The 20,310-nt window shown below is 61.4% G+C and carries 18 protein-coding genes; 9 read left to right on the forward strand and 9 right to left on the reverse strand.

The window, feature by feature from the left end; translation table 11 throughout:
* Positions 1 to 196: 196 nt before the first annotated feature.
* Positions 197 to 1,774 carry an META domain-containing protein gene (locus FGW20_RS08705; RefSeq protein WP_301677692.1) on the reverse strand — a complete coding sequence of 526 codons (1,578 nt, stop codon included), beginning with the start codon at positions 1,772 to 1,774 and terminating at the stop codon, positions 197 to 199.
* Positions 1,775 to 2,030: 256 nt separating this feature from the next.
* On the opposite strand from FGW20_RS08705, the gene gpmA reads away from it, so the two are divergent.
* From gpmA to FGW20_RS08725, 4 genes are all read left to right on the forward strand, one after another.
* Positions 2,031 to 2,777, forward strand: a complete 747-nt coding sequence (gene gpmA / locus FGW20_RS08710) for a 2,3-diphosphoglycerate-dependent phosphoglycerate mutase (protein ID WP_301677693.1) — start codon at positions 2,031 to 2,033, stop codon at positions 2,775 to 2,777.
* A 68-nt stretch (positions 2,778 to 2,845) separates the two neighbouring features.
* The gene (gap, locus tag FGW20_RS08715) at positions 2,846 to 3,853 is read left to right on the forward strand and encodes a type I glyceraldehyde-3-phosphate dehydrogenase (protein WP_301677694.1); all 1,008 of its coding nucleotides are present in this window, start codon (positions 2,846 to 2,848) and stop codon (positions 3,851 to 3,853) included.
* A 14-nt stretch (positions 3,854 to 3,867) separates the two neighbouring features.
* Complete coding sequence (locus FGW20_RS08720; protein ID WP_301677695.1) at positions 3,868 to 4,923, forward strand: NAD(P)-dependent oxidoreductase; 1,056 nt, start codon at positions 3,868 to 3,870, stop codon at positions 4,921 to 4,923.
* Between the two features lie 212 nt (positions 4,924 to 5,135).
* Positions 5,136 to 5,333, forward strand: a complete 198-nt coding sequence (locus tag FGW20_RS08725; RefSeq protein ID WP_301677696.1) for a hypothetical protein — start codon at positions 5,136 to 5,138, stop codon at positions 5,331 to 5,333.
* A 468-nt stretch (positions 5,334 to 5,801) separates the two neighbouring features.
* Here the strand turns inward: FGW20_RS08725 and malQ are convergent, their stop codons facing one another.
* A complete protein-coding gene (malQ, locus tag FGW20_RS08730) occupies positions 5,802 to 7,301 on the reverse strand; it encodes a 4-alpha-glucanotransferase (RefSeq protein WP_301677697.1) in 1,500 nt (499 codons plus the stop codon).
* A 90-nt stretch (positions 7,302 to 7,391) separates the two neighbouring features.
* On the opposite strand from malQ, the gene FGW20_RS08735 reads away from it, so the two are divergent.
* A complete protein-coding gene (locus FGW20_RS08735; RefSeq protein ID WP_301677698.1) occupies positions 7,392 to 7,622 on the forward strand; it encodes a DUF2795 domain-containing protein in 231 nt (76 codons plus the stop codon).
* 12 nt (positions 7,623 to 7,634) lie between these two features.
* On the opposite strand, the gene FGW20_RS08740 is transcribed toward FGW20_RS08735, so the two are convergent.
* Positions 7,635 to 8,402 (reverse strand): TIGR04255 family protein, encoded by a 768-nt coding sequence (locus tag FGW20_RS08740; RefSeq protein ID WP_301677699.1) that lies wholly within the window; start codon positions 8,400 to 8,402, stop codon positions 7,635 to 7,637.
* 116 nt (positions 8,403 to 8,518) lie between these two features.
* On the opposite strand from FGW20_RS08740, the gene FGW20_RS08745 reads away from it, so the two are divergent.
* Positions 8,519 to 9,085, forward strand: a complete 567-nt coding sequence (locus FGW20_RS08745) for a diacylglycerol/polyprenol kinase family protein (RefSeq protein WP_301677700.1) — start codon at positions 8,519 to 8,521, stop codon at positions 9,083 to 9,085.
* A gap of 327 nt (positions 9,086 to 9,412) precedes the next feature.
* On the opposite strand, the gene FGW20_RS08750 is transcribed toward FGW20_RS08745, so the two are convergent.
* The 5 genes from FGW20_RS08750 to FGW20_RS08770 form a co-directional block, all read right to left on the reverse strand.
* Positions 9,413 to 9,781, reverse strand: a complete 369-nt coding sequence (locus tag FGW20_RS08750; RefSeq protein ID WP_048114268.1) for a hypothetical protein — start codon at positions 9,779 to 9,781, stop codon at positions 9,413 to 9,415.
* Between the two features lie 264 nt (positions 9,782 to 10,045).
* Positions 10,046 to 10,999 (reverse strand): TRM11 family SAM-dependent methyltransferase, encoded by a 954-nt coding sequence (locus tag FGW20_RS08755; RefSeq protein ID WP_301677701.1) that lies wholly within the window; start codon positions 10,997 to 10,999, stop codon positions 10,046 to 10,048.
* Positions 11,000 to 11,615: 616 nt separating this feature from the next.
* Positions 11,616 to 12,758, reverse strand: coding sequence for a molecular chaperone DnaJ (dnaJ, locus tag FGW20_RS08760; RefSeq protein ID WP_301677702.1), 1,143 nt, complete (start codon positions 12,756 to 12,758; stop codon positions 11,616 to 11,618).
* A 5-nt stretch (positions 12,759 to 12,763) separates the two neighbouring features.
* Positions 12,764 to 14,593, reverse strand: a complete 1,830-nt coding sequence (dnaK, locus tag FGW20_RS08765) for a molecular chaperone DnaK (RefSeq protein WP_301677703.1) — start codon at positions 14,591 to 14,593, stop codon at positions 12,764 to 12,766.
* A 4-nt stretch (positions 14,594 to 14,597) separates the two neighbouring features.
* Positions 14,598 to 15,107, reverse strand: coding sequence for a nucleotide exchange factor GrpE (locus tag FGW20_RS08770; RefSeq protein ID WP_301677704.1), 510 nt, complete (start codon positions 15,105 to 15,107; stop codon positions 14,598 to 14,600).
* A 301-nt stretch (positions 15,108 to 15,408) separates the two neighbouring features.
* On the opposite strand from FGW20_RS08770, the gene purH reads away from it, so the two are divergent.
* Together purH and FGW20_RS08780 are read left to right on the forward strand one after the other, a co-directional pair.
* The gene (gene purH / locus FGW20_RS08775) at positions 15,409 to 16,893 is read left to right on the forward strand and encodes a bifunctional phosphoribosylaminoimidazolecarboxamide formyltransferase/IMP cyclohydrolase (protein ID WP_301677705.1); all 1,485 of its coding nucleotides are present in this window, start codon (positions 15,409 to 15,411) and stop codon (positions 16,891 to 16,893) included.
* A 228-nt stretch (positions 16,894 to 17,121) separates the two neighbouring features.
* Positions 17,122 to 17,997, forward strand: coding sequence for a DUF4013 domain-containing protein (locus FGW20_RS08780; RefSeq protein ID WP_301677706.1), 876 nt, complete (start codon positions 17,122 to 17,124; stop codon positions 17,995 to 17,997).
* 175 nt (positions 17,998 to 18,172) lie between these two features.
* On the opposite strand, the gene FGW20_RS08785 is transcribed toward FGW20_RS08780, so the two are convergent.
* The gene (locus FGW20_RS08785) at positions 18,173 to 18,838 is read right to left on the reverse strand and encodes a YIP1 family protein (RefSeq protein ID WP_301677707.1); all 666 of its coding nucleotides are present in this window, start codon (positions 18,836 to 18,838) and stop codon (positions 18,173 to 18,175) included.
* A gap of 552 nt (positions 18,839 to 19,390) precedes the next feature.
* On the opposite strand from FGW20_RS08785, the gene FGW20_RS08790 reads away from it, so the two are divergent.
* On the forward strand, positions 19,391 to 20,137 hold the full coding sequence (locus FGW20_RS08790) for a hypothetical protein (protein ID WP_301677708.1): 747 nt from the start codon (positions 19,391 to 19,393) through the stop codon (positions 20,135 to 20,137).
* The last annotated feature ends 173 nt before the right edge of the window (positions 20,138 to 20,310 follow it).

The raw sequence follows: 20,310 nt of genomic DNA on the forward strand, positions 1-20,310 counted from the left end.
CGAAAGAAGAAATAGTAACTCATTTCCATCAAAATTCTCTCGTTTCCCCTCTTCCCCGGGATCGGATGCGTCCTGCACCTATCCGGAGTTTCCACCCGGAGAGCGCTTAAAAGAGAGTGACTATTGCTCCAATTGGATGAAATGGGTAAAAACGGGCAGGGGGTGTTCGGCCCCTGTCCCGGAGACGGGGTACGGATCAGGACTGGTCCGCGCTGTAAGAGAGCAGGCTCGCTCCTGCTTCATCGAGGAGATCGAGACGGTTTCCGTCGATCTGGTAGCCTGCAACCGACTCGAGGAGGTTGAGGTACCGGTTCTCCTGGTCCATGATGCCTTCCGGCTCACCGCAGTACATCTTCGTGCTGACCGGTGGCTCAATGATGAGTTCAGCGCCGTCGATCTGGTAGCCGGCCCCGTAGGAGTTGCACCCGGCGTTGCCGGTGACGTTTCCATCGGGCGAGAAGACCGCCGTGATCGTGGTTCCGACGATCACCGAGGAGACGGACTCACTGTCGGGGTTGCTGAAGGAGTCAAGCGTCCATTCCGTCCCGGTGAGCGGTGCCGCCGGGACCTCCGGTGCCTGCACGAAGAAGAGGACGTCGGTGCCCTCAGCGTCCGTGAGGATCAGGCGGTCGCCCTCGACCCGGTAGGAGGAGGCGTTCGCGAGGTGGCTCATGAACGTCGCTTCCTGTTCCATGACTCCCGGCGTCTCGCAGTACATCAGGGTGCTGAAGAGCGAGGATACCGTGAGGTCTGCGCCGTCGAGGCTGTACTGGCCGCCGAAGTGGTTGCACCCGGCGTTGCCGGTGACGTTCCCGTCGGCCGCGAACTTCGCGGTGATCGTGGTTTCGGCAATCAACGAGGAGACCGCATCTCCCCCGGTGCTGTAGGACTCAAGCATCCAGTCCGTCCCGGCGAACGGGAGGTCGGGCGTCCGGACGACCTCCTCAAATACCAGGAGGGTGGCACCTTCGCTGTCCATGAGGGTCAGCAAGCCGTCCTCCACCCGGTAGGAGGCGACCTCGGTGAGCAGTGCAAGGTAGCGGTCTTCCTGGTCCATGAGCCCTTCAGGCTCGTTGCAGTACATCTCGGTCCGTATGGCCGGCTCGATGGTGAGGCTCTCACCGTCCACAGTGTAGGGTGCGCTGTAGTGGTTGCACCCGGCGTTGCCGGTGACGTTCCCGTCGACGCTGAAGATCGCCGTTACGGTCGTGCCGTCAAGAACCGCCGTCAGGGTGCCGTCATCGCCGGCGAGGCTCGCGAACGTCCAGGAGGTTCCGGCGAGCGCCGCAGGTGTGGATGAACCTTCCACGAAGACGAGCACGTCGGTGCCTTCTGCGTCGGTGATGACGAGCCGGTCGTCTTCGATCCGGCATTCCGCCGCCGAGCCGAGGAGATCGATGAACCATGCTTCCTGCTCCATGATGCCTTCGGGCTCAGTGCAGAGTTTCAGCGTCTGGGCAATCGAGGAGATGGAGAGGGTCGCTCCGTCGAGTTGGTAGTCGCCGCCGTAGCCGTTGCATCCGGCCGAGCCGGTGACCTTGCCGTCGTCGTCGAACCGGGCGGTGACCTCCGTTCCCGGCAGAACCCCGACGAGCGTGCCGTTCTCGTCGAGGTATGAATCTAATGACCAGGAAGTTCCGGCAAGCCCGACGGCCGTTCCGGGCGTCGATGTGCCTCCTGTGCACCCCGCGGTGGCGATGCACGCCACTACGATAACGAGCAGCGATGCCGCCGCGAGGATGAAGTTCCTGTTCCTTCTTCTGTTCGGTGTCATACAATTGCATATGGGCGGGAATGAGTGATAAATGAATGGTAGGCTACGAAAAAAATCGAACTTATCCATGGCCGGTTTGCTAAACCCGGTGATTATATGGATTATATGGGTTCTGTTATTTTATGCCGCCGGAAGGCGAGGGACGGGCTGTCCCTCCGTATCCGGGCGTTCCGGCACCGCTCGTCGGGCACGTTCCGGTATATGCAAGGGCTTTATCCGGCGGGGAGTCCCATACCGGATGCGGGAGAAGGATGCTATGGCAACGTTGATCCTGCTACGGCACGGCGAGAGCACCTGGAACAGGGAGAACCGGTTCACGGGCTGGACCGACGTCGACCTCTCGCCACAGGGTATACACGAGGCCCATAAGGCGGCGGAACTCCTCAGGGACGGTGGGTATGCGTTCAGCGTCGCCTACACCTCTGTCCTGAAGCGGGCGATCCGGACGCTCTGGATCGTCATGGACGACCTCGATCTCATGTACGTTCCCGTGCACCGGTCGTGGCGGCTGAACGAGAAGGGTTACGGCGCCCTGCAGGGTTTGAACAAGCAGGAGACCGCGGAGAAGTACGGTGCGGATCAGGTGCACCTCTGGCGCCGGGCATACGACGTGCGGCCGCCGCCGCTCGCGTGGGACGATCGCCGGCACCCGCGGTTCGACCCCCGCTACGCGGATATCGACCCGGCGACGCTCCCTGCGACCGAGTCGCTGCACGACACGCTCGAGCGGGTGCTCCCCTACTGGGAGAGCCATATCACCGAAGATCTCCGGCGGGGCAAACCCGTCCTGGTCGCCGCCCACGGCAACAGCCTCCGCGCCCTGGTCAAGCACCTGGACAACGTTCCGGACGACGAGATCGCGGGCTTGAACATACCCACCGGCTATCCTTTAGTCTACGAACTGGACGAAGACCTGAAGGCCGTGAAGCACTACTACCTCGGCGACCCGGAGGAGGTTGCGGCGGCCGCCCGGGGCGTGGCCCGGCAGGCGGGGCCGGGGTAGCCGGCGAAGGAAGATCATATATACCGCCCTGCACAGGAGACCCCCAGCCAGATGGGGGGAGAATGTGTATGAAGATGGTTGCCATCAACGGGTTCGGGCGGATCGGACGGCAGATCCTCCGCAGTTACCTCACCGTTCCGCCGGAGAAGATCGAGATTGTCGCGATCAACGATCCAAACCCGCTTGACGATCTCGCCTACCTGATGAAGTACGACTCGGTCTACGGCCGGGCGCCCTTCCCGGTCGAGTCCGGCAAGGATCGTCTCCGGCTTGGATCGAACGAGGTGCGGGCTCTGCACGAGCGCGACCCCGCCAGCCTCCCGTGGGGGGATCTCGGCGTGGAGATGGTGCTCGAGTGCACGGGACGGTTCACGGAGCGGGCGGCTTCCGCGAAGCACCTGGACGCCGGGGCTTCACGGGTCGTCATCAGCGCGCCCTCGCCCGATGCGGACCAGACGGTCGTGCTCGGCGTCAACGAGGGCGATTACGACCCCGCAAAGCACGTCATCGTCTCGAACGCGTCCTGCACGACCAACGCGCTTGCGCCGGCCGCGAAGGTCTTGAACGACACCTTCGGCGTCGAACGGCTGATGGCGACGGCGATCCATGCCTACACCGCCAGCCAGGCGCTGGTCGATAGGGCTGCGAAGAAACCGCGCCGGGGACGTGCCGCGGCCGTCTCGCTGATCCCGACGACGACCGGCGCCGCCGTCGCCACCACCCGGGTCCTCCCCGAGCTCGCCGGGAAGATGGATGCGATAGCAATCCGCGCCCCCATCCCCGACGGCTCCGTCATCGAGATCGTCACGGAACTGAGCCGGGACACAACGGCGGACGCGGTGAACGCCGCGATGAAGGAGGCGGCCGAAGGGAAGATGAAGGGAATCCTCGCGTATACCGAGGATCCGCTCGTGTCGATCGATATCGTCGGCGACCCGCACTCCGGGGTCGTCGAGGGGCGGTCCACGAGCGTCATCGGCGGGCGGATGGCCCGGGTTCTGGTCTGGTACGACAACGAGTTCGGGTACGCAAAGCGGATGGTCGACATCGCTTCCTACATGGCGTCCCGGGAGTGAGGGGGGAGACGTCTATGGTCAAGATCGCCTTCTTCGGCCTCGATGAGCACGAGCAGGATGTGGTCCGGGAAGCGTTCGCCGATGAACGCGGCTACGACGTCACTCTTTACACCGAACCGCTCACGGTCGAGAACGTATCGCTCGCCCACGATGCCGAAGGCGTCGGGGTCTTCGTTCTGTCGCATGTCACCCGGGAGGTCCTTGACCGGCTGCCGAACCTCAAGATCGTCGCCGCCATGTCAACCGGGTTCGACCACATCGACGTCGACGCCTGCCGGGAGCACAACGTTGCTGTCTGCAACGTGCCGCACTACGGGGAATCCACTGTGGCGGAGTTCGCGTTCGGGCTCATCCTGGCCCTTGCCAGGAAGTTCAGGCCGACGTTTGCGCGGGTTGACCGGGGCGACTTCTCCCGGGCCGGGCTCACGGGGATGGATCTCGCCGGCAAGACCCTTGGCCTGATCGGGACCGGGCGCATCGGGTCGCACCTTGCCCGCATCGCCCATGCGATGGGGATGACGGTGATCGCCTACGACGTGAAGCCGAACCCGGCCCTCACAGAAGACTATGGTGTCCGCTATATGGAGATCAATGAACTCCTGCGGGAAGCGGATGTCATCAGCCTGCACGTCCCCTACATGAAGGGCACCCACCACCTGATCAATGACGAGCGGCTGCGGTTGGTCAAAAATACCGCGCTCCTTATCAACACCTCCCGCGGCGGGGTGGTGGACACGACGGCGGTTGCCGACGCCCTCGGCGAAGGCCGTCTCGGGGGGGTCGCGCTCGATACCTTCGAGGGGGAGCAGGTCTGGATCGGGGAGGAGTTTCAGGGGACCGGCGAAGCGTCGGTGGACGAACTGCGGGATGCGCTGGAGAGTTTCGGCCTCTTGCACTCGGATAAGGTGATCCTGACACCGCACAACGCCTTTAACACGCAGGAGGCGGTCGAGCGGATCATCGCCACGAGCGTCGAGAACCTCAGGGCGTTCTTCGCCGGGAACCCGCAGAACGTCGTCGCCGGGACATTCATCGCCCCGGCACCGTCGGCCGGGGGCGGGAGGGCGTGAGACCTGACGCGGCCGATAACCGGATCCGGGGAGATCTGTGAGGGACAGGTATATAGATCCGTGGGCGGATTTCCTGCCCCTATTCCGCCTTTCCGGCCCATGTAACACAAATGTTACAGCGTTTCCAGAACTGTTACGATTCTGTTACATCCCGCGCCCTGCATGTAACAAAACTGTAACACATAAATCCGGAGCCGCAGAACCTTCTCCTCATGTCCAGGGTTGTCCGGGTTGATGAGGAGGCGCTGGAGGTCGCCCTGCAGTACGGGAAGAACCTCTCAGTCGGGATCATGAAGATGGAAGAGATGCTTAAAAAACAGGAGAAGGCCAAGCGCGACTATACCAATATCGAAGAGATGGTCCGCCGGGCGGTCAGGGAAGAACTCGAGATGCTGACGGCCAGGTACTGAGTGGATGGGCTGAGCCCGGGGCAGATGATGCCGGGGGGCACTCTTGCCCTGAGTGTGTGGCTCGGAGAAGACCTCCTGAGAGAGTTGTTGTTGCTATAGGGTCTGGCACCAACTAGAAGAGGATAAGGACAGACACGATCCAGTTTTCCCCGCAATACGGGTGCAGTGGACCGTGGTGGCTATCGCCATTGGGGGAGGGGCTGACGGGGAGTGCGAGCGAGAGCGAGCTTGAGCACCGATAGGTGCGAGGGGGGAGCATCCCCCTTCCCCTGAAACCCCTCGCACCTAACGGTGCTCATGCTCCTGCCCCGCACCTTCGGTGCTCCAGCTCCGTTCTGTTAGAACGTCGCACCCTCCGGCCAGTCGCACTCCCCAAACGCGATATCCGATGGAAATCCGTGCTCTGGAGCGATTCGAGACGAGGTCATCTAGAAGATCGTCCAGCGTAAAGATCCCAAGACCACCAAATCACCCCCGCCCGGTGAGTTCCGTGAGCCCCCTGAGCCACTCGAACGGCGCACCGGCGAACTCCTCCGGCGTCATCCGCCACACCCAGTTCCCCGTGGTGGTCGAGGGGTAGTTCATCCGTGCCGCGGCACCGAGGCCGAGAAGGTCCTGCATCGGGACGATGCACGCCTGGGCGACCGAGGTCATCCCGAGCCGGACGAGTTCCCGGTGAACCTCGTCCGCCCCCACTTTCCGCCCGGTATAGGTGAAGAACCGCTCCTTATCCTCCTCTGACGCCTCCTCCTCAAACCACCCCCGTGCGGTGTTGTTGTCGTGCGTCCCCGTGTAGCAGATGAGGTTATGGACGTAGTTGTGCGGGATGTGCGGGGTTCTTGCGACCCCCTCGCCGAACGCGAAGAGGAGGATCTTCATCCCCGGGAAGTCGAACCGGTCGAGGAGGGCCTGGACGGCGGGGGTGTTCGCCCCCAGGTCTTCGGCGACAATGGCGAAACAGGGATGCTTTCGAGCGAGCGCCTCAAAAAAGTCGGTTCCCGGCCCGTCGACCCAGGTGCCGCGCTCGGCCGTCGCATCGCCCGCCGGAACCTCGTAGTAGTCGGCGAACGCCCGGAAGTGGTCGATCCGGAAGAGGTCGTAGAGTTCGGCCGATCGGGCGATCCGGCCCGCCCACCAGTCGTACCCCTGTTCCCGGAGTGCAGCCCAGTCGTAGACCGGGTTCCCCCAGAGCTGCCCGGTCTTGCTGAACATATCGGGCGGCACCCCCGCCACCACGGTCGGGCGGAGGTCTTCGTCCAGTTTGAAGATCCCGGGGTTCGCCCAGACGTCGACGCTGTCGTAGGCGACGTAGATCGGGATGTCGCCGATGACCTGGATGGCCCGTTCGGTGCAGTAGCGCCGGAGGGCCGACCACTGCCGGGCGGCGATGTACTGGAGGAACTTCTCCTTCAGTATCCGGTCGTCAAGCAGTTCACGCATCTCTTTGAGGGCTCCCGGCTCCCGAGCCTGGATCTCCTCCGGCCACCGGTTCCATGCCTGCCCGCGGAAATGGTCTTTTAACGCGACAAAGAGCGCGTGGGCGTCGAGCCACCATCCTGCCCCGTCGCAGAACGCTTCGAACCTGCGATCCGGCCCGGAGTGCCGGAACCGCTCGTATGCAGCCGCGAACAGCCGTTCGCGGTACCATGCGGCCGCTTCGTATGCCGCCCGCCCCTCCGGGAAGCCGGGCGCCGGCTCCAGTTCGCTCTTCCTGAGGAATCCTTCCCGGACGAGCATCTCGGGGCTGATGAGGAGGGTGTTCATGGCAAATGCCGACGGGCTCGAGTAGGGGGAGTGGGCGTAGGCCGTCTCTGTTGGGTTGAGCGGCAGGATCTGCCAGTAGTGCTGCCGGGCTCGCTCAAGCGCATCGACGAACCGGTATGCCGCCGGGCCGAAGTCCCCGATGCCGTAGGGCGACGGCAGGGACGTGATATGCAGGAGTATGCCGCTGCCCCGTGTCTGAATCATGCATCTTCTCCCGATAACTCGCCCTTCTGGGGCGGTCTCCACTTATAGTCTTATCCCGCCCGGGGAGTACGGTCAAATAGATCCCGCTCCATGGGAGCCCGAAAGGAGGTGATTGAGACGGCGTTACCTACCGGCATGACCGCATCCCGCATCCACGAGTACCTCCGCGACGCCCCGTACCCGGCGATCCGGGAGGATCTGGTCGATTACGTCCGCGAAGCCGGTGTATCGGACGATATCCTGCGGGCACTCGAACGGTTGCCGGAGAGGCGATATGCGAACCCGGACGCCGTGACCGAGACCATCGGGATGCTGATGTGAGGGTCCGGGATATCACCGTGCCGCCACCGGCGCTTCCTCCCTGATGGTGAAGAGATCGCGGAGCGTGTCCTTGATACAGGCCTCGAAGATGTCGCGCACGTGGGTGTGGGCGATCTCGAGCCAGTCGGCAACCCCGTCCGGGGGGATGTTCTGGCCCTCCGTCAGGTAGTAGTCGATGTTCAAGAGATACGCGTTGTGCTCCGTCGATTCGGGGACGGCGTCGGTGAGTTCCACCCGGCAGTTGTCGCGGTTGTCGTGGAACGAGAACTCGCACCCGGTGATGAACCCTGCCGGCACCCGCGGGAGTTCCGGCGGGAGGGTGGGGTAGAAGGCAAAGTAGTCCGAGAGCGTCACCTCGCCTTCCGGGATCTCGATGAAGTTGACGTACCGCAGGTTCATGGTGCCGATGGCGTCGGTGCCGATGACCTCCCGGAACCGGTCGAACGCCCTGTGGATCCGATCCGAGAAGGCCTCCCAGTGGACGTAGGGTTTCTGGCAGCTCACCGAGAGGAGGCGTGGCCCGATCTGGACGGCGCAGCCTTCGTCCTCGGCGAGAAAGATCGACCGTTCACCGACCAGGAGTTCTTCGCGGAGCCCCTCCGGGCCGAGGAGCATCACCACCTCGCGGACGTAGCGCTGGTCGCGTTTCGGATACATGTCCTTGAGACGGCTGTACAGGATGCCGGGGAAGGTCAGGTCCCAGGGGGTCTCCTCGGGGAACCGGAACTCGCATATCACTTCGGCGGCGGGCGGGTTGACATACTTCCTTACCTCTGCCATATTCTTCTCCCTCAGGGGGTGTTGGATGGAAGGAGACTACTTTAAGGTGACTGCCCGGCGGCGTCCGGCCGGAACCATCACGATGGTTTATCTACCACGGCCGCTATCCGGGTGTGATGGGCGAGACGTTCCGCCAGACGGTTCACCTGCTCATGGGGGTCCTCAGCGCCGCGATAATTCTCCGCCTGGACGACCGGTGGGCGTTCATCTTCGTGAGCGCCGCGCTCGTCGCCCAGTTCCTCGTCTGCGACGCCTTCACCCGTGGCTACGACGTCCCGGTCCTCTCGCGGGTGATGGACGAATCGGAGCGCACCGGGAAGGTGCCGCTCAAGGGGAGCATCGCTTACGCCGCCGGGGCGCTCTTCTGTCTCGCGGTCTTCGGCCGCGGGTATACCGCGGTCGGCCTCGTCACGGTCGGGGTGCTCGACAGCATCTCGACCCTTGTCGGGCTGCGGTTCGGGCGGCACACGCTCCGGGGCAAGAAATCGCTCGAGGGGACGGTTGTCGGGGCGGCGGCGGCCGCGCTTGCCCTCTCCTTTCTGATCCCCTGGTGGGCGGCCGTGGTCGTGGCGGCCGTTGCGGGCGTCATCGAGGCCTGCTTCCCGCTCGACGATAACGTGGCGGTTCAGGTGGGGGTGTGCGTGACGCTGGCGGTGGTGGGGGTCGGGGTGGGGTTTGTTTGAGAAGGGGTCTTTTATGCACGGGTTGTGCGGGAAGGTCTGCTTCTAGAGGCGGTGTATCCCATACTTTAGTGTTTGAATTTTTGCGGTTCTAGCCATTGTACATACCCGTGCACGGATTTTCTGTGGTTATCGCGTCCGGGGGGTGGGGACAGGGGAGGGGGGAGACCCCCCTCCCCTGCAACCCCTCCCCTAATGGCGATATTCCCACGGTCCAGGCCTTTCTGTTAATCGCAGGTGAACGCTTTGCTCTTCGCAAGTTCAGTTAAGTCCTTAGCCAGTGCAGCAAAAATGAGCAGGAGGAGCCTGGGGTTCCAGGGCTCCCTCTCCTCAGTGCTTCACACCGCGCTTCTTGAGTTCTTCCGACTTCTTCTTCGAGCATTCCTCGCACCGGAACTCCGGCGCAGGGTCGTTCGATTTATCGTAGTTCTGCGCCCGGACGAGGCGGTAGCCCCGGGCGACCTTCCCGCAGTCCACGCACCTGACCTCCTCTTTGACCTCCCACTGGGCGGCGAGCGCCTCGGAGGTGAAGATGAACCGGTCGACCCAGAAGAAGATGAGGCCGCCGATGAGGTTTGCGACGACGGTGGCGGCGAGCGCCCCGAGGCCCGCGAGCCAGTAGAGCACGACGGCGAGGATGGGCGTCGAGAGCTGCCACCGGACGAGGTAGAGGCCGTAGCGTTTAAAATTTACTTCCACGTATAAAATTCGGCGGGCGACCTCATAAAACCGGGGCCGGCATCAGTACCCCGCTAACGATCTTGAGGGAGTTCCCGCGAGGTCAAACCACCGATCTTTCTTCGCACCTCTCGGTGCTCATGCTCTTGTCGTTCCGACAGTCGCACTTCGCGTCCTTCGCGGCTTCGCGCGAGCTAACCGGAATAGGCAACAATACGGTCTCACGCGAAGAACGCGAAGCCGCGAATGCCGGTGCCCGGGTACTGCTGACTTCGCATTAAGTTGTCACCCGAGCACCAGGATCCGGCGGGTCAGGCTCTTGTGCACCCGCTGCTCGTGCTCCTGCAGGACGGTGAAGTGGCGGGCGGCGATCGGCGTGATGTCGCGGTGCGTGACGACGACCGTGCGCCTCCCCGGCCGGAGGATGCGCCGGATCTCAGCAAGCGATCCGTCGTAGAGCCGGTCCATGCTGTCCGCCCGGATCCGGACCGACTGGCCGTAGGGGAGGTCGGTCACGACCGCGTCGAGCGCGCCGTCGCAGATCGGGACCGCCGTGGCGTCGGCGACCAGCACGCCTGAGCCCGGGAGGTTCTGCCGGTAGCCGTCGACCATCGCGGGGTCGAAATCGCTCCCGAGGGTCCGGATGCCAATCTCCCGGGCTTCGAGGAGGATCCCGCCGGTGCCGCAGAAGGGGTCGAAGACCATCTCGCCGGGGCGGACCAGGGAGATGTTGACGAGCGCCCGGGCCATCCGGGGCATCATCACGCCGGGGTGGAAGAACGGCCGGCGCATAGGGTTCCGCGCCTCGAAGGCCCCCCGGTCGATCTTCTGGATGACGCGGCCGAAGTAGCAGCGGTCTTCCGAGACGACGGCGCGGTACTCCTCGACCGGATCGCGGAGCGAGACCGGGCCGGCGATCAGGCTCCCGATCAGCCGTTCCAGGTCGAGCCGCTCGATATCCATCCTGCTCCCCTGGATCATCTTCCCCCGGCCGACGAACGGCTTCTCAGTCGTGATGGCAAGGTCGCGGAGGAGGTCCGTAAACGCCGCCCGCGTGGGCTCGCACTCCCCGAGGTACTCCATCACCACGTGCGTCAGGGCGAGGCGCCCGGCGTCCTCTGGTTCCGGGCACTCAGCGACCGCGACCTGGGCCCGCCGGTCGAGGACGGTGCCCACGCACTCCAGTTCCATGGCCGGGAGGTCGGGGTGCTCGCCGGAGAGTTCGAAGAGCAGCTTCATTCTTATGGTATTGGGCCGGGAGGGCGATAAAACGGGGGGATGGAGTGTCTTAAAACTGGTATCCGATAGATTGGTTTGGATAATTATCGCTTGTTGCTATTGTGGTCTGACGCCAGTGCAAAGGGTTCCACAGTGCATGGGTTCTGGTGTTGTTTATACACCCCGGACACGGATTTCCTGTGGATATCGCCACGGAGGGGGGTGGGGACAATGGGGAGTGCGAACGGAGTGAGCATGAGAAACTCGAAGAGTTTCGAGGGGGGAATACTCCCCCCTTCCCACCTGACGGTGTTCGAACTCCGTTCCTTCGCACCTTCGGTGCTCACGCTCCGGTTCTAACGAACCGTCGCGCTTCGGAACATCGCACTCCCCGTCAGCCCCTCGCACCTAACGGTGCTCGTGCTCCTGCCCTTCAGCCAGTCGCACTCCCCCAATGGCGATACTCCCACGGTCCACTGTACCGGGCTTTGTGCTCGCATCTGCTGTTTCCGTGGTCATTCATCACACATCCAGCTGTTTTCCCAGCAAATGCGACCCATTGCCCTCTCGGATCAAGAAGTATGCCTAAAGTGGGATCTAAAAAGAAGATAGCTGATAAAGCGAGAGGAAATCCCCCTCACTTCACCGATTCTTTCATCTTGTCGACGACGTCTTGAAAGAAGCCCTTGCCCTTCTTCGCGGAGGGTTTGTGCCCCTCGATCTCGAGCAGGCGCTCGTAGAGTTCGCGCTCCTCGTCCGACAGGCGCTCGGGCACGACGATGTGCACCCGCACCAGCATGTCGCCGGGCCTCGTCTGCCACCGCACGCCCTCGCCCGGGATCTTCAGCCCGGTGCCGTGCTGCACGCCTGCCGGGATGTCCAGGACGACCGTGCGCCCGTCGATCGTCTTCACCTCGACCTCGGAGCCCAGCACCGCCTGGGCTGGGGTGACATCGACCTTCGTCTCCAGGTCGTCGCCCCGCCGGGTGAACGACCGGTGCGGCGCGACGCTGATCTCGATGTAGAGATCCCCGCTCGGCGCACCGTAATCTCCGGCGTCGCCGTAGCCTTCCATCCGGAGGCGCATCCCCGTATCCACGCCCGGCGGGATCCTGACTTTTACCGTCTGCCGGGCACGCCGGTGCCCGGTTCCGCCGCAGGCCTTGCACCGGGTCTCGGGAACCCTCCCCCGGCCGCCGCAGGCGGTGCAGGGCGTCATCCGGACGAAGTTCCCGAAGATGGACTGGCTCATCTGCCGCATCTGGCCGCTGCCGCCGCAGGTCGGGCAGGTGATGGTCTTCTTCGTCTCGCTTCCCGAGCCGTCGCACTCAGGACAGGGCTCGACGTGGTCGACGCCGACCTCCTTTTCGGTCCCGAGCGCCGCCTCCTCGAGCGTGATGCGCATCTTCATCAGGAGGTCGGCGCCGGGGCGCGGGCCGGCACGCTGCCTGCCCCCGCCGCCGAAGAAGGTCTCGAAGATATCCCCGAACCCGGAGAAGTCGGCGTTGAACCCGCCGGAGTATCCACCGCCGCCGGCGTACGAGCCCTTCGACGCGCTGCTGTACGCCTCGTGTCCCATATGGTCGTACTGAGCGCGTTTCTGCGCATCCGAGAGGACGCTGTAGGCCTCGTTGATCTTCTTGAACTTCTCCTCGGCCCCCGGTTCCTTGCAGACGTCGGGGTGGTATTTTCGGGCCAGGTTCCGGTAGGCTTTCTTGATCTCCTTATCGTCGGCGCTCTTCGAGACACCGAGGATATCATAGTAGCTGTCCGGACCCATCTACCTCACTCTTTCTTGACTTCGTAGTCGGCATCGACGACGTTATCGTCCTTCGTTGCGGTCCCTTCCGCCTTCTCCTGCTGGGCGGCCGCCTGTGCCTGCTGGTATATCTTCGTCGTGAGGGCATATACCGCTTCGGTCAGGGCATCCATCTTCTGCTTGATCGCCTCGAGGTCGTCGCCCTCGAGTGCCTTCTTGAGGTCGGCGATCGCGCTCTCGATCTTCTCTTTGTCCGCGGCCTCGATCGACTCGCCTGCGTCCTTCATCGCCCGCTCGGCGGTGAAGATCGCGGTGTCGGCGGTGTTCCTGAGTTCGATCTCCTCGCGATTCTTCTGGTCCTCCGCCTCGAACTTCTTCGCCTCGTCCATCATCCGCTGGATCTCGGCTTCGGACGGGCGGGAGTCCTGCGGTTTGATGGTGATCGACTGCTCGTTCCCTGTGCCGAGATCTTTCGCCGAGACATGAACGATACCGTTCGCGTCGATATCGAACGTGACCTCGATCTGCGGGATGCCACGCGGCGCCGGCGGGATGCCGGTGAGCTGGAATCGGCCCAGGGTGAAGTTGTCCTTCGCGAGCGCCCGCTCCCCCTGCATCACATGGATCTCCACCGAGGTCTGGCCGTCGGCGGCGGTCGAGAAGATCTGGCTCTTCCTCGTCGGGATGGTGGTGTTGCGCTCAATGAGCTTCGTCGCGATGCCGCCGAGCGTCTCGATGCCGAGCGAGAGCGGCGTCACGTCGAGGAGCAGCACGTCCTTCGTCTCGCCGGTCAGGACGCCCGCCTGGATGGCGGCGCCGAGGGAGACGCACTCGTCGGGGTTGATGCCTTTGTCGGGCTCCTTCTTGAGAACCTTCTTTATGGTCTCCTGGACGAGCGGGACACGGGTCGAACCACCGACGAGGAGGATGTGATCGATGTCGTCGGCGCCCAGTTTGGCGTCGGAGAGCGCCTGCTTCACCGGCCCAAGGGTCGATTCGACGAGGTCGCCGATGAGCTGCTCGAACTTCGCGCGGGAGAGATCGATGTCCAGGAACTTGGGCCCACTCTCCGTCGTGGTGATGTAGGGGAGGTTGATGTTGGTCTTCTGGACGGTGGAGAGCTCGATCTTCGCGTTCTCGGCCGCATCGCGCAGCCGCTGCATGGCGACCGGGTCGTTCTGGAGGTTGACGCCCTCCTTCTTCTTGAACTCCTCGATCAGGTAGTCGACGACTCTCTTGTCGAAGTCGTCGCCGCCGAGGCGGTTGTTGCCTGCGGTTGCCTTGACCTCGAAGACGCCGTCCCCGAGCTGGAGGATCGAGACATCGAACGTCCCGCCGCCGAGATCGTAGACGAGCACCGTAGCGTCGCCTTCCCTGTCGATGCCGTAGGCGAGCGCGCTCGCGGTCGGTTCGTTGATGATCCGGAGCACCTCGAGGCCCGCGATCGTCCCTGCGTCCTTCGTTGCCTGTCTCTGGGCGTCGTTGAAGTATGCGGGCACCGTGATGACGGCTTTCGTGATCTTCTCGCCGAGATACTCCTCCGCGTCCAGTTTCAGCTTCTGGAGGATCATCGCGGAGATCTCCTGCGGGGTGTAGGTCTTGTCCCCGATGGTGACCTTCTCGCTCGTGCCCATCCTGCGCTTGATCGACTGGATGGTGCGGTTTGGGTTTGTGATCGCTTGCCGTTTCGCGACGTTGCCGACCAGCCGCTCGTCTTCCTTGGTGAACGCTACGACCGATGGGGTGGTTCTGCCGCCCTCGGCGTTGGCGATGACTGTCGCCCGGCCGCCTTCCATGATTGCCATGCACGAGTTGGTTGTTCCAAGATCGATACCCAGAACTTTCTCTGAAACCATTCTGTTATTCCTCCATTCCTTTAGATACTACGACTTTTGCGCATCTGATGACCTTGTCCTGCATACAGTATCCGCGGACGGCCTCGTCGATCACGGTGCCCTCCCCGGCATCCGAAGGGACGTAGGCGATCGCCTCGTGCCGTTCGGGATCGAAGGGAAGGTTCCTGCATTCGATGGGTGTGATGCCGTGCCGCTCGAGGATGGTCATGAAGAGTTTCTTGATCTGTTCCATCCCTTCCGGGAGGTCTGCACCCTCGGCTTTCTCCGCCCGCTCGAAGTTGTCCATGACTTCGAGCAACTCCACCGCGAAATTCTCGATGGCGAATGTTGTGCGGGCGTCGAGTTCCCGGGCCATTCTTTTGCGGTAGTTGTCGAAATCCGCCACAAGGCGCAGATAACGGCTGTTAAGGTCGTCATATGCATTCTGCAGCTCTTCAAGCGCCGGAGATGCTGCATCCGCCTCGTTTGCGAGATTCTGTTGCTTCTCGATTGGTTCGGATGTATCCTCCTTCATACGCCTAACCTGCTTTAAAACGATGTAATGGAGTTGTTCGTTTATTTATTGTAATGTGGTTCTATATAAAAGTAACCTAAACTGCAGAAATCTGCCTCCGGTAGTGTGCCGGATTCCCGATTTGGCCCTCGTTCACCGGTATTCTCCCCTCGGTATCCAAATCCGCGCGAGGTGCGGCGTCCTCCACGCCCGTCATGCCGACGTACCCCATGAGCGGGTCTGCCGTCTCCCCGCCGGGGAAAACACGGCCGGTTCTGCAGGCAGCGCCAGATATATCTCTCTACCCCACTTATGTGTATCCATGAAGTGGGCACTGCTGTCTGTCTGGGACAAGGCAGGCATTGTCGATCTCGCAAAGGTGCTTATCGAGCACGATTACGGGCTCCTGAGTTCCGGTGGCACCGGGGCGGAACTCGCGCGGGCGGGAATTCCGTTCACCGACGTCTCCGTCTACACGGGCTCTCCTGAGATGATGCACGGGCGGGTCAAGACCCTCCACCCGAAGATCCACGGGGGGATCCTCGGCCGCCGCGGCGTCGACGACGCCGTGATGCAGGAGCATGGCATCGACCCGATCGACCTCGTGGTGGTGAACCTCTACCCCTTCGAGGCGATGAGCGGTAAGGGTCTCTCCCTTGAGGAGATCATAGAATACATCGATATCGGCGGTCCGGCGATGGTGCGGGCGGCGGCGAAGAACCATAAGTACGTCGCGGTCGTGGTGGACCCCGGCGACTACGGGAAGGTTGCGGACGCCGTCCGGCGGGGCGGGTTCTCCCCCGAAGAGCGGTTGAACCTCGCCGCGAAGGCGTTCGCCCGGACGGCGGCCTACGACGGTGCGATCACGAACCACCTCACCGGCATCGACCGGCCGTTCCCCGACGTCTTCACCGTCCAGTTCAGGAACGGCAGGACGCTCCGCTACGGCGAGAACCCGCACCAGGCAGCGGCGGTCTACGGCGATACCGGCATCGCGGGAGAAGAGCCGCTCCAGGGGAAGGAGATGTCCTACAACAACTACCTCGACGTCCACGCCGCGGTCGGCCTGCTCCGGGAGTTCGAGGAATGCGCCGTGGTCATCGTCAAGCACAACAACCCCTGCGGCGTTGCGACCGGCGAGAACCCCCTTCCGACCTACATCGCCGCCCGGGAGGTCGACCCGGTCTCGGCTTACGGCTCGATCGTCGCGATGAACCGCGAGGTGGGAGCGGACGTCGCCCGGGAACTGACGGGGACGTTCGTCGAGGTCGTGGTCGCCCCGTCGTTTACGCCGGAGGCGCTTGAGATCATGAAGGCGAAGGAGAACATGCGGGTGCTCCGGCTGCCCGAGCCGGTGGTGCAGGACGAAGTCCGGAGCATCGACGGCGGCGTCCTGGTCCAGAGGACGGAGCCGTTCCGCGAGGACTGGCAGGTCGTGAGCGAGCGGGAGCCCGACGCTCACGAGATGCGGGCGATGGAGCTCGCCTGGAAGGTCTGCCGGCACACGAAGAGCAACGCCATCATCTTCGCCGACGAGGACGCCGTCATCGGAATCGGCGCCGGGCAAATGAACCGGGTCGAGTCGGCGGAGATCGCGGTCAAGAAGTCCCGCAAACCCCTCGCCGGGTCGGCGGTCGCATCGGACGCTTTCCTTCCGTTCCCCGACACGATGGAAGTCGCGGCGGCTGCGGGCGCGACGGCGCTCGTCCAGCCGGGCGGCTCCATCCGCGATGCGGAGGTCATCGAGGCGGCGAACCGGCTCAACATCGCGATGGTCTTCACCGGGGTGCGGCACTTCCGGCACTGAAGGGCCGGCCGGAGATCTCTTTTTTTGTCGGGTTTGTTGAACCCTCACCTGTTTGTTCAAGATGACCGCACTCCTGGGTACGGCTTTTTACCGGGTATCGCCATGACTGCCCCCGCCCCCCGGGCGGGGGAGGAGCGCGAAGCGCGGGCGGAGTGGGGCCTGAGACATGCGGATCTTCGCGCGAGACAGGGGAGGGGAGACCCCCCTCCCCATCAAGCCTCACCCCCTATGGCGATAGCCACCACGGTCCACGGCATGCGGATTTTGAGCCGGAAGGCCGCCGACACGGCAAGCCGGCTCAAGAACGCGACGGTCTTTTCCGGCGTGCTATCTCATGACAGCACGGTGAGATCGCGTCCAAACAGTTATATCCCCCGCCTCCTCTCCCCACGCTCGAAGGTGGTACGTCATATGGACTACGGCAATCTCATCTCGGGGTCGGCTGGCTACATGAAAGAGGCCCTCTGGGGCGAATGGGGACGGTGGCTCGTCCTCGTCATCCTCTCGCTCATCCAGACATTCACGCTCTTTTTAATCCCGCTCGCGAACGGCTACATCGTCAGGGTGCTCGCCGGAAGGCGGCCCGCCCCTGACGTGAACGAGTGGGGCAGGCTCTTTCTCGACGGGTGGAAGTTGAACATCATCACCCTCATCTACCTGATCCCGGTGATCCTGGTCCTGGCCGTCTTCGGGGGGATTGCGGCTATCTCCGCCATAGCGGCACGGGGGCTCGACAACCCCGATGTATGGGCGTCGGCCGTCACCGCTGCCGTCACCGGGATCGTGATCGCGGCCATCGTCTGGGTCATCATATCGTTCATCTCCCTCGTTGCCATCGTCCGGTTCGCCCACACGGGGAGTTTCTTCCAGGCGTTCAACCTCGGGGCAATCGCGAGACACATCGGGCGGATCGGATGGGGGTCCTGGATCGTCGTGGTCATCATCCTTGCCCTCATCAGCCTCGTGTATACGGTCGTGACCGGGCTCATCATCTCGGTGCCCGTCGCCGGCTGGATCATCAACCTCTTCATCGGGGTGGCGTTCGGCATCTTCCGCGCCCGCTACCTTGCCGCGGCCTATGAGAGTGTTCCGGCGCCGGGGTGACACGGGGATGAGAATGTTGGACGACCTCATGAAAAAGTAAGATGCCGATTAACCAGGATCCGATGCGCCAGTTCCCATACCGGCGAGATTGGGGTTATCTCGATAGTGGTTGATTTAACGAGCATCTTATCGTTAAACGTTCTGCTCGACTAAATCGGTCGTGTGAAAAAAAGGATTAATAGAGGCCCTGATACATTGACGGATCTGGGATGTATGGTCCCAGCATTGCACCTGCAACGAGCACGAGAAGAATCGCAATAACGAAGAATACCACCAGAACGACCACCTGCATTACAAAGTATGCAGCAACAGATCTGAATGTTGTCAGGTGATGGAATTCCTGTACACTAACGATCAGCAGTGCGGTAACCCATGCGCTCACGATCAAAGCCAACAGGTAGAATACAAGAATCCCAAGCGGGGGTAATACTAAAGCAAGCACCAGTGCAACGAGCGCTCCAACATAAAGCACAGGGACCGGCGTGAGTGAATTCAGGTAAGCCTTTACTGTCTGCGTGAATGACCCGTTACCTCCGCAGATTAAGGCCGCAATGTGGAGGCATACTGACATAAAGGCGATCACAACGGCAATGACGACAACGAGCACAACGACAACGACAAGTGCACCGACGGTCGTATTAACCGCTCCTGAAGCACCATCAACAGCGCTCATAACGAGCACTGCGCCAATGAGCAGTAGAATGATCGGGAGAAGAATGAGACCCAGAAGACCGAAATAGTAGTTACGAACGTTTCCAAATGGCTCTTCATCCATTTCACGGATTGCTTGTGTCGGATTGGTGACCAAGCCGGCAAATCGCTCCCAGAATCCAATAGGCATGTTAATGTGTCGGCACTGGACTAAATAATTTTTTTTCCAATGAGATCTGTTAAATGTTACCAAATCATTAAACGTTTTTGACACAGGCTTCATATTTTATACACAAATTTCACCCCCCCTCTAACCGAAGGAAAAGTTACTATGAGGTAATGAGTGCCAAATTGTCATACACATGTAAGCGCACTCTGAATCATGTGGATCTTCTTAGTCACTGGATACTTTCAGGACGACTTCATCTCGACGTTCTTCATGAGTTGAGTTCGAGGAGAAGACATGAAGCGCGTTCGAGCGGCAGCAGTATCTTAGAATTTGAGTCCGGCAAACTGCTGCCCATCTTGAGATCAGACCCCGGACCAGCCGCGCACAATCGCTGTCCCCGTACTATAGCTGCTCTCTTACAGGTCATAGCCGGATATCATTATCCGGATCTGCCTCAAACCGGTTATCCGTCAAAATTTGCGGTGGATTTCCCCAACAGTGCTAAAACCAAGTATAAAAACACATATATTGACTATAACCTAACAGCTTTTGATCCCAAAATGGGGTGATCTAATGTTTAGAAAAAAGGTATGGGTTGTATCTCTAGCTTTGCTTACCGTAGCGTTCATCACCGTTACCGGCTGCACTGATTCCAAGAACGGTGGCATAAATTTGTTTGGTGAAGAGAAATTTGTTTATAGTGAAAATTTCTCCCTTACTGGAGAGGTTTCGAAAACGGCGGGGAAAGGTCTCTTCTGGAGTGGCTACTACGCCTACGGACTAGAATCTGAAAAGGTAAGAATCGATCTTCCAAGCGATGGCGGAAAACTCTACAAGATTGACATAACTACATACGATCCTGAATCAAAGGTCAGACTAACCGGAGGCGGTAATTACACCTATAAGTATATAACAGACAAATTCGGCAACTACACGATAGAGACCGGCAAGATGGAAGATCCGTTTGGTATCTCAGGTCTGAATGCGGATAAGTTGAGCGACATCAATACGACGCTATATATTATCCCGGCTATCAACTCAAGTCACGGGAGATCTGCCGTCGTTGATGGGCACCGCGTTGATGCTGAGCTTATTGACCGCAATTTCTATGTAGTGCTTGAAATCCCTGCACCCTATAGTCCGACCAAGTCTGGAGACCTGTATGAGGATGGAGAGATCGTGCAGGCAAACGGCCATATCACAATCAAAGAGATAGATGGGAAGGTTGAACTGTCAAAGGGGATGATGGGCGGCGATCGTGCCAAAGTTATAGAGATTGAGGGTAAAGAAACATCCCGGACATCCAATGTTATGGGGTAAAACTCACGTGACTCAGAATCTGCTGGACGCTGGGATCATGGGAATTTGCAGGTGCAGCCGTGCAGGCGAGGGTTGGCCGTTCCGAGGGCCAGACCACTCAGCTTATTCCCTTACTTTCTTAGCCGCCGGCCGATCGATCACCTTTTTTAGCCCAGATGTTCTGGGATCTTAAG

This window comes from Methanoculleus methanifontis, from assembly GCF_030464365.1.
Taxonomy (GTDB): Archaea; Halobacteriota; Methanomicrobia; order Methanomicrobiales; family Methanoculleaceae; genus Methanoculleus; species Methanoculleus methanifontis.